This window comes from Pseudoalteromonas aquimarina, from assembly GCF_049257255.1.
GTDB lineage: Bacteria > Pseudomonadota > Gammaproteobacteria > Enterobacterales > Alteromonadaceae > Pseudoalteromonas.
Genome location: NZ_JBMMUG010000003.1, coordinates 567,293 through 580,852, shown reverse-complemented (window position 1 = coordinate 580,852; position 13,560 = coordinate 567,293). Strand labels below are relative to the sequence as shown.

Sequence of the window (13,560 nt, the reverse complement as noted above, 5' to 3'; positions counted from 1 at the left end):
AAAACAAAAACGGCGAGCTCGAGCTCGCCGTTAAAAAACATAAAACAATTATGCTTTTTTAACGAATTTAGCGGTAACCATCATCTCGCCTACACCATCAACGCGACAGTCTAACTCGTGGTCTTTTTTATCAAATACACGGCGAACAACAGCTTTAGTACCAATTTTAATTACTTGTGAACTGCCTTTGATTTTAAGATCTTTAATAACAGTCACTTTATCGCCTTCAGCAAGTAATGCACCATTTGCATCTTTCACTTCAATCGCATCTTCCTGTGCTTGCTCTTCAGGGTTCCACTCGAACGCACACTCTGGACACACTAAGTTTTCTTGATCTTGGTAAACGTATTCTGATTTGCAGCTTGGGCAAGGAGGTAACGACATAATAATTCTCTGTTCCTGTTTTATTTTGGCGTTATTTTAATAGATTAAACCCTATTATGCGAGTGGTTATTAACAATAAACACACTGCACTATATGGTTTTATAAAGCATTTCCCAGAAGAACCCTAACTTATGTTGATGCCAGCTCACTAAAAATGGCGGCTTTTTTAGAACTCACAAATGAACTTAGATAGCAATTAAACAATCAAGAAGATTGAAAACAGTGCAAACTTTCACTCTTTAATTATGTGCAACAACTCGGTTACGACCTAACTCTTTAGCTTGATAAAGGGCTTTATCTACACGTTTAAACATGGTTTCAAAATTAATATCATCGCTTGATTTCATCACCAATCCGATACTTACTTTAGCTAGTATGTCGCCTTTTTCTGTCTTGATTGGGTTGCTCGCCTGATATTCACGAATGCGTTCAGCCACCATTTGGGCTTTCTCAAATGGCGTATTTGGCAACAATATGGCGAACTCTTCGCCTCCAATACGTGCCAGCACATCCTCATCACGCAGGTTTGCAGATAAACAAGTCGCAAAAGACTGTAAAACAACATCACCAATTGGATGACCGTGTTTATCATTAATCTTTTTGAAATGATCGATATCTAATGACATCAGCGCAAACGGCGCGTTGCTTCGCTCTGCACGCTTAAACTCGCGCTCTGCCGTTTCAACAAAATAGCGACGATTATACAAATTGGTTAAATAGTCTGTGTTAGCTTGTTTACGGAACTGCTCTTTTAGCTGATAAAGCTCTGTAACTTCGGTTGAAAAGCCAATAAGCGATTTGCGCCCGTGTTGTTCAAACGGCACCTTAACACTTAAGTAATGACGTGTATTGCCGTCGTCATCTGACACTGTTTCTTCAATGGTTTGTTTTACACCACTGGCAAATAATTCTGAGTCACTTTCATGAAAATGTGCAGCCATCTCTGGCGGCAAAATATCTTGCTCTTTAGCACCAATAATTTGTTCAACAGGCAGCCCAAATAATTCGGAAACTTTGGCATTTACATAAATAAACTCTCGGGAATCGTCTTTCATGTAAATATGAGCAGCCACATTATCGAGCACAATATCAAGTAACTTGTTTTGCTCTTCTACTTTACTTTGCAGCTGGCGTTGCTCAGTAATATCGTTTGCGATGCCACAAACGCCAATTAAGTTATTATTCTCGTCATAAAGTGGTTTTTTAATGATTTGATAAGTTATTTCACGGTTAAATGCTTTTACAAAATTAGTTTCTTCCTTTTGTAAAATCTTACCGGTACGCATTACCATTTGGTCGTTTTCGATAACTTCTCGTGACTGTGCAAGATCAAAAAAATGGCTATCGTCTTTCCCGAGCACTTCTTCTTCAGGCAAATCAAATACATCTAACACTGCTTGATTAACGTAGGTGTAGCGTCCTTCTAAATCTTTGCTAAAAATACAGGCACCAACAATGCTTAGCATGCCCTCTAAAATAGCAACTCTCTTTTTTAACTCTGCAGTCATTTATCACCTAACGTTTTTATTCCGAAGAATTATTTATACAATTGCATTAATTTACTGGCACTTATTGCAATAGATTCTCGACTCAATAATCCTTTAAAAATAAAATGTAGTTGCTCTACATTAGAATTTTTAAACGTTCTGAATGAGGCGTTTGGCTCGTTTCTTGATCGTGTAATCAATAAAATCGGTATTGCTATCGCGATATAATAAATTTGTGTACCAAAGCAATTTTGGGCGTGAACAATAGCCTTTAATTTGCTCAAGTATATAGCAATTTAGTCTTATGGCGAAATTTAAAACGCCATAACGTTAAAAACAAAATCAATCAAGTCAAACACTTACTTAAAGTGCGGATTTTCTGAACGAAGCGCGTAATAGTTTCTAGCAGTGTCTGTTCCTGTACAACTTTGATTGCAAATTTAGCAATAAACTCGTTACAATTCGCCTGCCGATAATAAGAATAATAACGTGTTTTATGCCAAAAATTTGGTTTGCCCTTGCGCTTGTCATTTTTTTAACAAGCTTTGATCTTCTTTCACAAACAAGTATTTGTACGAATTGCCCTTCATTAGTTAAAGTGAAAAATCGCGCTGACTTTGATGCAGAGGATTATTATCTTAGCAGTTATAAGGTTGATAAGCAGAATGTAAAAGCATTTAAGCACGCTGTGCACAAAGACATTAACCGTGAATTTATTAGCTTAAGTTATAAACAAGTTTGGACCGCCCTTACCTTCACAGATGAAGATCCAAATAATGCGAACAATATTCGTTTAATCTATAAAAACACTTCTATTGCAAAGAAAAATAATGGCAGTGGCAATAATAGCCGCCAACAAGATTATTGGAATAGAGAACACATCTGGCCCAAAAGTCATGGTTTTCCTAAAAAATCACAACAAGGTTATACCGATTTACATCATCTTAAGCCTGCCGATGTTTCATTGAATACTCAGCGCAGTGATAATGATTTTTTTGAAGGAGGTTACCCTTTAAAAGAGGCGCCAAATAATAAAAAGAATATATCACTGTGGTTTGAGCCCCATGATGGTGTAAAAGGCGACATAGCGCGTATGATTTTGTATATGGATGTGATGTATGAGATTGGCTCCCATAAAGATATGCCCGATCTAGAAGTAGTTTCATATTACGATACAAAGCGAACAGATTTAACCAATGAAGTTGGTCAGCTTGGCGATTTATGTACTTTATATCGCTGGCACTTTGCCGATCCTATTGATGCTTTTGAAATAAATAGAAACGACACCATTTACGAGTTTCAAGCTAATCGCAACCCTTTTATTGATCACCCTGAATGGGTCAAAGTTATTTACCAATCTGATTGCGAAAGTAATTAGGAGCTAATTAACTTTGTGTAGTAGTTGAGTCGAATATGAAATCGCTTTTAAAGGCAAAAGCGCTGCTGTTTATCTCTCGATTCACCTTAGTTCTAATGAAAAGAAACACGGTTTAGTTACTTGGTTAGTGACTTGGTTAATGAGCCAAAAGGCCAAGGCTATAAATGTAAATATCAAAAAAAGATATCCAAGCCATAGCTTACTGAAACAAAAATTAGTCTATAAAAAGCTGCAATTTTTTGGCTTAATGAATAAAAATAGCCCCTAGTGGGCATCATAATAAATTGGAGTGTATATGGAATTGGGACTTTGGCTTAGCTTAGCTGGAATTTGTGCGGTTGGCGCGATGTCACCTGGGCCTAGTTTAGCAGTAGTTTTGTCGCATTCGATGGCACAAGGTTTAAAGCACGGATTAGTTGCGAGTGTCGCACATGGTATTGGTGTTGGCATTTACGCAGCGCTTGCTGTTGTTGGGTTAGCAGGACTTATTCAACAATTTCCAATTGCTTACAAAACATTGTTATTTGGTGGCGCTATTTATTTAGTGTATTTGGCATATAACATTTTAAAGGCAGGTAAAAGCAAGTTTAGTTTTGATAAAGCATCTTCAAGCAGCTCTCTTCACGCTGCGAGAGATGGTTTTGCGATTGCTTTTTTAAATCCTAAATTGGCAATTTTCTTTTTGGCACTTTTCTCACAATTTATCGACCCTGAAACCATTACTGTGTATCAAGGGATCATTATGTGCTTAACAGTATTTACCATTGATACACTTTGGTATTGCATTGTGAGTCTAATTACCAGTAAAGCGAACCAAAAATTTGACCTTACCCGCTACGCGCATGTTATCAATAAACTATTAGCTTTTGCCTTTTTATTGCTGGCTCTACGCGTTTTAATTACAAATATTTAGGCCTTTTAATGTCAAAAAAAGCAATCGTTATTGGTGCAACAGGCTTGGTTGGCAATGAGCTTGTTAAATTACTCTGTAAAACAAATGACATTTCAGAAGTCGTTGTAATCGCAAGAAGAGAACTCACTTTTAACCATGCAAAACTAAAATGCCACATTGTTGATTTTGAAAAGTTAGCAGAGCACAGCCATTTACTTAAAGGTCACGTGCTTTTTTCATGCCTAGGTACTACTAAAAAGAAAGCTAAAACAATTGATGCGCAGCGAAGAGTTGACCTAAATTACCAATATTTAATTGCCGAAATGGCAGCTAATAACAATATACAAGATTACTTACTCGTCTCTTCTAGCGGTGCAAATAGCAAAAGCCGCAGCCCTTACCTTAAAATGAAAGGTGAGCTTGAAGAAAAAGTAAAAGCACTTTGTTTTAAACGCATATCAATTTTACAACCGTCATTACTACTTGGTAAACGGCAAGAGTTTAGAGTAATGGAAACTCTCGCAAGTGTAATTTTACCAATACTTTGTAAGCTTCCTTGGTTAAAACGATACAGGCCAATTTCTGGGCAGCAGGTAGCACATAAACTAGTTGATGTTTATCAAAATCAAACAGAGCACCAAGCCATTTATACGTTAGATGAACTGTTTAATTAGTAATAACTAACCACATGCTTTAATTGCGTAAAACTCAATATAAACCAAATTCAAATTAGTGCAGAAAACACAATTTATTTTATTTTCTGCACTATAAATACGTTTTTAATTATTAAAAATAATCTATAGCCCTTCCTTCACAACCTTTAAAAACACATACTATTCAATAAGTTAACTTGGCAACCTCTAATTTGGAATTATTCATAACAAAGTCTTATCCGATTAAGAATAAATTATAATGTATACAATATTTACAATCGGCAACTCGTTCTGTAACATGAATTTACATACTGTATACATTATACCGATAAATCAATCAGGATATGCAATAATGATAAAAACAAGCAACATACTTAAACGCTCTGCTTGCGCACTTGCTGTAGCATCTGCAATGGCTGTTAGTTTACCTGCTTTAGCCAACGATACCTTTAACGGTACTGTAAAAGGCGTGGTATCAAGCGCTGATCAGCAACAACTCGCAAACGCTACTGTAACGCTTAAACATAAAACCAAAGGTGTTACTCGCTCAATTACTACATCAGATGATGGTAGTTATACACTTCGTAAACTTCCGATTGGTGAGTACACACTTACTATTGAAAAAGAAGGTTATGAGCAAGTATTAGAGCAAGACATCTTAGTTACGGTAGGTGGTTCAGTAGTATTTAACAATACCATGTACTCTGTTGGTACAAATATGGAAACCATTGAAATCACTGGCAGCAGAATTGCCCGTGTGGATATGGAATCATCTACAGGTGGTATTGTTGTAACACAAGCTGAGTTGAAACGATTACCAGTTGAAACAGGTTTTGAAGCCATTGCTCTACTTTCTCCTGGTGTTGTAAGTAACGGTGAGTTTGGCGCTGCCAGTATTGGTGGTAGCTCTTCTGCAGAAAATGCGTATTACTTAAATGGTATTAACATTACCAATATCAAAACGGGTATCGGTTCAATTAACCTGCCTTGGGAAGGTGTTGAGCAAACTGAAGTAATGACGGGTGGCATTGACCCTAAATTTGGCGGTGCTTTAGGCGGCATTGTTAATGCTATTTCAAAATCAGGTAGTAACGATTGGGAATTCGAAGCATACGCACGTATTGACCCAGAAGCGACACGTTCACATCATAAAAATATGATTGACCGTGAAGGAAATTACTTTTCAAACAGCGAACAAGATGAAAGCACGTTCACACGTTTTTCATTCTCCGCAGGTGGCGCTTTAATTGAAGATACGCTTTTCTTCTACGGTGTTTATGCACCGCAAAAAAGCGATTATGAGGCAGCTGGCAGCAATACCATTGATATTGGCGAGAGCACATCAGATCGCTACCTTGCAACGGTAGACTGGTTTATCACTGACGATCATTCACTTACAGCAACTGCAATCGGCTTTACCAACAAAGGCAAAGGTAAAACTTATGCAAATGATTGGGAAACACAAGAAGTTGGTGAATATTTAAGTGATTACAAATCTCGCTCAGGCGGTGATATTTTTGGTTTAACTTATTCAGGCATTATCAATGACGATATGTCAGTTGAAGTTGTTGCAGGGCGCACTGTTGATAAAACTTATAATTCAGCAACCAGCTCTGATCCACTGGTTTGGTCACAACTGACAGGTGGATGGGTGAAGCTATCACAAGAGTCAGCTTCTTCAATCACAGAAAGCGAATTTATTCGTGACCAATTACGTGCTGACTTTAGCTGGACGTTAGAAGATCACGATATCAAAGTGGGTTTCGATTACGTTAATATCGATGTAGATTACGTAAATAGCCCGAACGGTGTTGGTGATCGTGCTGGTTGGTGGTACCCAATGTATGCATGGAATGGCAACCCGGTTGACCATCCAGCAGGCGAAGCGTTTATTGAACAGCGTGTTCGTACTGACTTTACTGATTCAGAAGTAAATTCAACCGCATTTTATATTCAAGATACTTGGACAGTTACCGATCAACTAACGCTTAACCTAGGTTTACGTTATTCAAGTGTTTATAACACGGTTTCAACCGGTGAAAAATATGTTGATGTGGATAACCAAATCGCGCCTCGTTTACAAGCTATCTATGATTTAGGTGATGGTACATCGAAGGTGTATGCAACATTTGGTCGTTATTACCAACCTGTTTCAGCAAATATGAACATTACACAAGGTGGTCAGCGTCGTGATATTAGTTATTACTACGAAGTAGGTGAAGTGGATGGCAATGGTCAATCTGTATTACTACCTGATGGTTCACCAAGTACAGGCGCATATATTGGCGAAGAAGTAGTTCAAACTGGTGAAATTGATACCGGCATGATTGTTAGCCAAGACTTAGAAGCCATGTACTCTGATGAAATCACCATTGGTTATCAAGGCGAATTTCTAGATGGCGACCTAGTTTATGGTGTTCGCGGTATTTACCGTGACCTAAAAGAATCAATTGAAGATACCAACTATGCACCTGTGATGCGTAAATGGTTTGCTGAAAATGGTATCAATAGCGACCCAGGTTATGCTTATATCCTTAATAACCCAGGCACTGATTTAGAAATATTCTACGATACAAATGGCGATGGGACTGCAGAGCGCATTGTGATCCCAGCAGATTACATCGGTTTACCTGATCCTGAGCGTAAGTACGGCGCAATCGAAAACACCCTATCAGGCTCGATTGGCAGTGATTTCCACTATAACGCGTCATACACTTGGTCACACAGCTGGGGTAATACAGAAGGTTTAGTGCGAACTGATAACGGCCAGGCTGATCCAGGCTGGACAACCTCATATGACTACGCAGATTTAATGGATCACTCAAGAGGTAATTTGCCTAATGACCGTCGTCATTCATTCAAAATGAATGGTTATTACAACATCACGGATGAATTAGTGCTTGGCTTTAATATGCGTATCACATCAGGTGTACCAATCAGCAAATTCTCTCGTCACCCACTGGGTGTAGATAGCTGTGCTGAAGGTTCGGTATGGGATGAATGTAATAGCCGCGGTTATGATCATGTGTCTTTCTATGATGCAGACGGTAACCCAGCGCCACGTGGTACTTTTGGCGAAACTGACTGGTTAAAAGAGTTTGATTTAAGCCTTGCGTACAACATTTCAGTGGCAGGTAACCCGTTAGAGCTAAAAGCGACAGCATTCAACCTGTTTAACTTCGATACACAAACATCGGTTGTGCAAGCAAATGCCCGTGATGGCGCAAATGGTCAAGAAGTTAACCCTAATTGGGGTATGACATCCGGTCGTTTAGGTGCTCGTTACCTCCGCTTTGAAGCACGTTACGCTTTCTAATAAGCAAATACTAAAAAGCCCGAAACACAATTTCGGGCTTTTTTATACAAATCAAACAACAGTTAACTATTAGGTTCAAACTCACTGGACAGAATAAGTTGCCCTTGTTCATCACAGCTAATGTAGTTCTCTTGCGTTAAATAATCGATTACCGTATCAACATCGCTGTCTGCCACTCCCGACAGAACTAATTCATGGCGCTTAATTGGCTTTGGGTGATTGGTCATCAGTTCGCTCAATACCACGCGCATTATTAACTTATTTTTACGACACATAATACTTCACTAACGGTTATTTTATGTTCAAGTAATTTGTATCATAAAAAATCGATTTAGCACACTTTTTATTCAACCAGTGTTATTTAAGCAATAAAAAACCCGAGACAACAGCTCGGGCTTTACTCTATAAGATACTGTAATATTTAGCCTTTTGGCTTATCTGCAGTAATTTTTTCAATTGCTAAAATTAAGCCTAAGCCAAATACTGCTAAAGCAAAACAGATCAGTGTTTGTGGATCTTGCCCTGTCACCATTTGATAAGTTTCTGGGCCAATATTAGTTTGGCTTAATGGCTTCTCAATACCTTTAGAATTGGTATAAGTACTGACTACTTGCTTCCAAGGCCAAAGTAAATTTAGTGAGCCAAATAAAAACCCTGCCAATAACGCAAAAGTGACGTCTCTAAAGCGCGCTAACAACCAACCTAAAAAGTGTGAAAACGTCATTAAGCCAACAATACAACCGCCTAAAAACAGGCCAATCAGTGGTAAATCTAATGATGTTACAGCAGCTAATACATGACCATACATGCCAAGTAACAATAAAATAAAACTGCCAGAAATACCCGGTAAAATCATGGCGCAAATAGCAATCGCACCTGCTACAAAATAATACCACCAGCTCGCATTAGCCTCTGCAGGTGCTAAAGAGGTAATGGTAAAGGCAATCACAGTTCCTAAAATACATGCTAAAACTGTTTTTATGTCCCATTTCTCAAGCTGTTTAGCAATATGTAAAAATGAGGCAATAATCAATCCAAAGAAAAAAGACCAAACAAAGGTTTGATGATGTGCTAATAAATAAGTAATTATTTTAGCAAGCGATAATGCACTGATTGCCAAACCACTAAAAACAGCAACTAAAAAGTTTCCGTCAATATGTTGCCAAAGCGCTTTGATACCCTGCTCTTTTAATACTTTAAATGCGGTTAAATTAACACTGCGTATGGCGGTAAGTAATCGTTCGTAAATCCCCGTGATAAATGCAATGGTACCACCCGAAACGCCAGGTACTACGTCAGCTGCGCCCATACCTGCACCTTTCAAAAAGGTCATAGCATAGTCTCTCAGCGTGTCTTTTTGCTGTGACATAGCCTTAATTTTCTCCTTAAATAAAAACTAGGCGTATATTAGGGGAAGTCGTTTAAGAATACTATCTCGACTTATTACGAGGAGCTTATCTAATACGTTAAATCGATTATTAGCTCTAATAACGATGGTTTATTGCGCTACATCAAACAATAATTACCCAAAAGCAATACTATAGTTGGTGAAAAAGTTATTTTCCTGTGAATGGAAGCACACTTTTAAAGGGCTGTAGTTGTATGTTGACACCTCAACAAGCACGCCAAAGGTTGCGTCGCGTTAGTTCTCATAGCATTGAGTTTGCTGAAAGCTTTGATGAACTGTTAAAAGATCTGCTTAGTGAAGGCTTACACTTTCTCTGTGTTGATAAAATATCCGTTTGGTTAGTTAATGATTTAGACAAACCAACCCAATTAAACTGTATTGCAAGTACCCACAATCAAGATGAATTATGTCAAAGCTTAGCAATACACCAATACCCAGTGTATTTTGAACAAATACTTTTAGGGCATACTGTTGCCGCGAACAATGTCGAACTCGATAACCGCACCATTGAGTTGAAAATTCACAACAATAATTGTTCACGAGCGCTACTCGATACGGTGATTTATCATAATGGTAAACCACATGGCGTGGTGAGCTGCGAATCTTATGCAAATCATCATATTTGGACTAACGAGGATATAGTTTACGCTGAATCACTCGCTGATAGTTGTAGTAGACGATTGATGGCGCTAGAAACACTAAAGCTTCAAAATCAACTTAAAGAAATGGCATTTGTAGACACCCTTACAGGTCTCAAAAATCGCCGCTATTTTAACGAACGGGTTCAAAGTGCTAAAAATTCGCAATATCGTTTGCAAACACCACTATCACTGATAATGATCGATTTAGATCACTTTAAACAAGTTAATGATGAATTTGGTCACGAAGCGGGCGATATTGTACTCGCACAGTTTGCAAAAAACTGCTTAACACAATTGCGATTAGAGGATGTTCTATGTAGATATGGGGGCGAAGAGTTTATAATCATTTTGCCATACACTACAGAAAAACAAGCATCGCTATTGGCCGAGCGATTGCGTGTGTCAGTTGAAAACATGTCGATTCAACATGAGCAGAAGATTATTAAACTGACTGCAAGTTTTGGTGTTGCTGAAATGGGCTTAGAGCATACCATTGAAGAAACCATCAAAAGAGCCGATGTTGCGGTATACAAAGCAAAAGATGCAGGGCGAAATTGTGTAATTACCCTGTAAACCTTTACTTTGCAGGCAAAAAAAAGGCACAAACTGATTTGTGCCTTTTAGAATTGTCTTAATTTGTTTTAAATAATCTGCTAAGTCACGCTTGTTTGTTATCGAGTGATTTTAAAAAAGCATCACTAGCATTTTCAACCAAATCCAACACGGTTTCAAAGCCTTGCTCACCACCATAATATGGGTCGGGTATTTCGTTTACGCCCATATCACCGTAACTTAAATATAACTTTAGTTTGTCTTGATATTGATTCGGACATATCACTTGTAAGTCCGCCAAGTTTTGCTTATCCGCACAAAGGATCTCATCAAAATATTCAAAATCATTTGCTGTTACTTGCCGCGCACGGATCATCGAGAAATCATAACCACGCGCCTCACCCGCAGCACGAGAACGCGGATCTGAGCGCTCCCCAGCGTGATAAGCAATAGTACCTGCCGAATCCACTTCTAAAGCAACACCTGCATCATTCGCCTTAGCTTTAAGTACTGCTTCACCCGTAGGCGAACGACAAATATTACCCATGCATACGACTAGCACCCTGGAAGGCAAATTTTTCCCTTTAATCACAATAACTTACCCAAGTTTTAGACACTTAATACACTTATCATAACATATCTTTAGCTATCAATAGGTTACATTTTTTATGGGGAATACCGTTGGGGAATCCTTGGGGAATTTCCGGCGACAAAATGAACGATAAACCACCGGTTTATATTTACAAAATAGTGATTAAGCTGATTTAAAATTAAAGTGCTTTAATCTTGAGGCATCAAAAAGTTTAGTAATGGGGGGTTAAATAGAAGTTTTGAAATAAGTTAGGTTAGGCAATATTGTCATTCTCAAATGAGTCTGAACTGTTTTTATAAAAAAATGTACAGCACCAATTGTTAGTATTTACCAAGGTTTGCAAGACCAAAAGCGAACAAATTTTATCCAAACAGTTTTATAAATGAAAAATATTTTAAAAAAATTAGAAAAAACACCTAAAAGCACAGTAATCACTTGTTTTTATTGAATAAACTCCTGCATTTTTTTGCTTAACGTAAACTTTGTGAATTTTTAAAAATATTCTCTAATAGAAAAAGATTAATCAATTAGAGAAATACATAATGAACAAGTTCGTTACTTTGAAAGTCTGGTTTGAGCACAATTATCTTGAAGAATATAAACCACAACGAGTTCGTGCTTGGGTAAAAAAAGGACTTATTTATCCTAAACCCGTATTACATGGGCGCGAATATATGGTCTGCTTAAACGCTTCTTATATTCATAAGACCCCAATTACAAAGTCGCTTTGCACTCAAGAAATCATGAAGCAACTCAACAACGACTTCGCCAACATCCGTAAGAGAATTAATTAATGCCCGCAAAGAAAATTAGTCCTTTATCTATCGGATTACCAACGAATGTATTCGGAAAATACTCTGAAAAAAGCAAAAGTGGCGAAGCATATCAAATGTATAACCCTTTGTATGGGATATCAGGTTTTGCAGAGAGTACAAAAAGAAACTTATCACTCGGAAGTTCAAGAAAAGAAGCTATAAAAATGGCTAAAGAAATTGTTCAAAAAGCTGAACAAATTATTGAACAGCTTGGCCGAGATAAAATAATTCAGTTGAGAAAGCAATTTATGTCAGATAATACCGACACTGCGCCAACTGAAGAACAATTGGTTAATTTAGTTGAGCCACTTAAACAGGAAGTATTTTATAACGACACAAACCTAACTATAAATATAATCATTGATTACTTAATTGAATATGACAACAGTAATGATTTAGCCGAGAATACAGTTAAAAGTTACAAAACACATTACAATAAAATAAGAAGCTTCATGGGAAATCAACCCCCATCAATACTTTGTACAACTAACATAGATGCGCATATTGAGAGCTTAAAAAAGGATGGGAAAACTGCTTCTGCCAAAAAACTAAAATCAGCATATGACCGACTGTTAAAGTTTGGCAAACGTAAGAATTTTTTAACTTATGACAGAATTCCCACAGATGATTTAGAAACGATACGAGTAAGAGTTAAACGTTCAAGAATTGAACACTCACATTTTGAGAATATCCAAGCTAAGCCAGACCAAGTCGTCGAGTACAAACATTACAATGAACTCTCGCTTGCGCTTCAAACGCGCCCCGTCGAGTTATCATTGATGCGAACAAAAAAAGGGATTGACCTAGAGAACAGACTCGCTGACTTCGAACAATCGTTCAGCCAAAACTATAAGCCTAAAACATTTTCAGATTCAGTTAAAATCCTGCCATACTCGTATATTGACGATGAAAACGAAGTTGTTCATATTTTCCAATCTAAAACTGGCAGTTTTCGTAACGTACCTTTTTCTCACAAATTAACTGAGCATTCTCTTACAGTCGGCGAATTAATTGAAAAAGTTAAAGAGGATTTGCCCTTACAATCAAATTTTGTTTTATGTCATCAGAAAAATCGTGGTAGAGCTAAAGCAGGAGATCCAATCTCGCCCAAAGCCGCAGCTAATAACTTTAGAAAGCAAGTCACTAAACTAAATGAAAAGTGGCTTTCAGGCGTGCAACCTTCTTTATACGAAATACGAAGTCTAAGTGCTCGTCTATTGAATAAACACAAAGGCAATAGTTTGGTCAAACCTGAAAATAAAAAAGGCTCAGTTACTTATGAAATAATGAATGCACAATGCGCCAGTAAAGGCACAGCTGAATCACTCGGACATACACATTTAAGCAAATCAACGGAAACATATTTAAGCAAGCGCACAACAAGTAGTGCAATAGCTTGAGCCAAGAATTCTTTTACAAGTGTAAAACATATTCATGACTTT

General features: G+C 37.7%; 12 protein-coding genes. 7 read left to right on the top strand and 5 right to left on the bottom strand.

Translation table 11 applies throughout. The features are described 5' to 3' along the window. Window positions 1–48: 48 nt before the first annotated feature. Together AAEU29_RS10585 and AAEU29_RS10580 are read right to left on the bottom strand one after the other, a co-directional pair. Entirely contained in the window at window positions 49–384 is a 336-nt protein-coding gene (locus AAEU29_RS10585; RefSeq protein WP_421973298.1) for a zinc ribbon domain-containing protein YjdM, read from the bottom strand. A gap of 239 nt (window positions 385–623) precedes the next feature. Next, window positions 624–1,892 carry a sensor domain-containing diguanylate cyclase gene (locus AAEU29_RS10580; RefSeq protein ID WP_421973297.1) on the bottom strand — a complete coding sequence of 423 codons (1,269 nt, stop codon included), beginning with the start codon at window positions 1,890–1,892 and terminating at the stop codon, window positions 624–626. A gap of 475 nt (window positions 1,893–2,367) precedes the next feature. Between AAEU29_RS10580 and AAEU29_RS10575 the strand changes: the two genes are divergently transcribed. The 4 genes from AAEU29_RS10575 (at window position 2,368) to AAEU29_RS10560 (ending at window position 8,110) form a co-directional block, all read left to right on the top strand. Further along, a complete protein-coding gene (locus AAEU29_RS10575) occupies window positions 2,368–3,249 on the top strand; it encodes an endonuclease I family protein (protein WP_421973296.1) in 882 nt (293 codons plus the stop codon). A gap of 295 nt (window positions 3,250–3,544) precedes the next feature. Continuing rightward, window positions 3,545–4,162, top strand: coding sequence for a LysE family translocator (locus AAEU29_RS10570; RefSeq protein WP_421973295.1), 618 nt, complete (start codon window positions 3,545–3,547; stop codon window positions 4,160–4,162). An 8-nt stretch (window positions 4,163–4,170) separates the two neighbouring features. Beyond that, complete coding sequence (locus AAEU29_RS10565; RefSeq protein ID WP_421973294.1) at window positions 4,171–4,815, top strand: NAD(P)H-binding protein; 645 nt, start codon at window positions 4,171–4,173, stop codon at window positions 4,813–4,815. A gap of 331 nt (window positions 4,816–5,146) precedes the next feature. Continuing rightward, the gene (locus tag AAEU29_RS10560) at window positions 5,147–8,110 is read left to right on the top strand and encodes a TonB-dependent receptor (RefSeq protein WP_421973293.1); all 2,964 of its coding nucleotides are present in this window, start codon (window positions 5,147–5,149) and stop codon (window positions 8,108–8,110) included. Between the two features lie 62 nt (window positions 8,111–8,172). Here the strand turns inward: AAEU29_RS10560 and AAEU29_RS10555 are convergent, their stop codons facing one another. Beyond that, window positions 8,173–8,385, bottom strand: a complete 213-nt coding sequence (locus tag AAEU29_RS10555) for a hypothetical protein (RefSeq protein WP_421973292.1) — start codon at window positions 8,383–8,385, stop codon at window positions 8,173–8,175. 146 nt (window positions 8,386–8,531) lie between these two features. Then, window positions 8,532–9,479: a polyprenyl-phosphate transporter gene (locus AAEU29_RS10550; protein ID WP_421973291.1), complete on the bottom strand. Its 948-nt coding sequence runs from the start codon at window positions 9,477–9,479 to the stop codon at window positions 8,532–8,534. Window positions 9,480–9,712: 233 nt separating this feature from the next. Between AAEU29_RS10550 and AAEU29_RS10545 the strand changes: the two genes are divergently transcribed. Further along, window positions 9,713–10,732: a sensor domain-containing diguanylate cyclase gene (locus AAEU29_RS10545; protein ID WP_421973290.1), complete on the top strand. Its 1,020-nt coding sequence runs from the start codon at window positions 9,713–9,715 to the stop codon at window positions 10,730–10,732. An 85-nt stretch (window positions 10,733–10,817) separates the two neighbouring features. On the opposite strand, the gene AAEU29_RS10540 is transcribed toward AAEU29_RS10545, so the two are convergent. Next, window positions 10,818–11,303 (bottom strand): low molecular weight protein-tyrosine-phosphatase, encoded by a 486-nt coding sequence (locus AAEU29_RS10540; RefSeq protein ID WP_421973289.1) that lies wholly within the window; start codon window positions 11,301–11,303, stop codon window positions 10,818–10,820. Between the two features lie 542 nt (window positions 11,304–11,845). On the opposite strand from AAEU29_RS10540, the gene AAEU29_RS10535 reads away from it, so the two are divergent. Beyond that, on the top strand, window positions 11,846–12,097 hold the full coding sequence (locus tag AAEU29_RS10535) for an excisionase (protein ID WP_421973288.1): 252 nt from the start codon (window positions 11,846–11,848) through the stop codon (window positions 12,095–12,097). Then, window positions 12,097–13,518 (top strand): hypothetical protein, encoded by a 1,422-nt coding sequence (locus AAEU29_RS10530; RefSeq protein ID WP_421973287.1) that lies wholly within the window; start codon window positions 12,097–12,099, stop codon window positions 13,516–13,518. Before AAEU29_RS10535 ends, AAEU29_RS10530 begins: the two co-directional genes overlap by 1 nt. The last annotated feature ends 42 nt before the right edge of the window (window positions 13,519–13,560 follow it).

Bases quoted from the DNA above. Each gene is read 5' to 3' on its own strand.
- AAEU29_RS10585 (WP_421973298.1), bottom strand. From the start codon at position 384: ATGTCGTTACCTCCTTGCCCAAGCTGCAAATCAGAATACGTTTACCAA.
- AAEU29_RS10580 (WP_421973297.1), bottom strand. From the start codon at position 1,892: ATGACTGCAGAGTTAAAAAAGAGAGTTGCTATTTTAGAGGGCATGCTA.
- AAEU29_RS10575 (WP_421973296.1), top strand. From the start codon at position 2,368: ATGCCAAAAATTTGGTTTGCCCTTGCGCTTGTCATTTTTTTAACAAGC.
- AAEU29_RS10570 (WP_421973295.1), top strand. From the start codon at position 3,545: ATGGAATTGGGACTTTGGCTTAGCTTAGCTGGAATTTGTGCGGTTGGC.
- AAEU29_RS10565 (WP_421973294.1), top strand. From the start codon at position 4,171: ATGTCAAAAAAAGCAATCGTTATTGGTGCAACAGGCTTGGTTGGCAAT.
- AAEU29_RS10560 (WP_421973293.1), top strand. From the start codon at position 5,147: ATGATAAAAACAAGCAACATACTTAAACGCTCTGCTTGCGCACTTGCT.
- AAEU29_RS10555 (WP_421973292.1), bottom strand. From the start codon at position 8,385: ATGTGTCGTAAAAATAAGTTAATAATGCGCGTGGTATTGAGCGAACTG.
- AAEU29_RS10550 (WP_421973291.1), bottom strand. From the start codon at position 9,479: ATGTCACAGCAAAAAGACACGCTGAGAGACTATGCTATGACCTTTTTG.
- AAEU29_RS10545 (WP_421973290.1), top strand. From the start codon at position 9,713: ATGTTGACACCTCAACAAGCACGCCAAAGGTTGCGTCGCGTTAGTTCT.
- AAEU29_RS10535 (WP_421973288.1), top strand. From the start codon at position 11,846: ATGAACAAGTTCGTTACTTTGAAAGTCTGGTTTGAGCACAATTATCTT.
- AAEU29_RS10530 (WP_421973287.1), top strand. From the start codon at position 12,097: ATGCCCGCAAAGAAAATTAGTCCTTTATCTATCGGATTACCAACGAAT.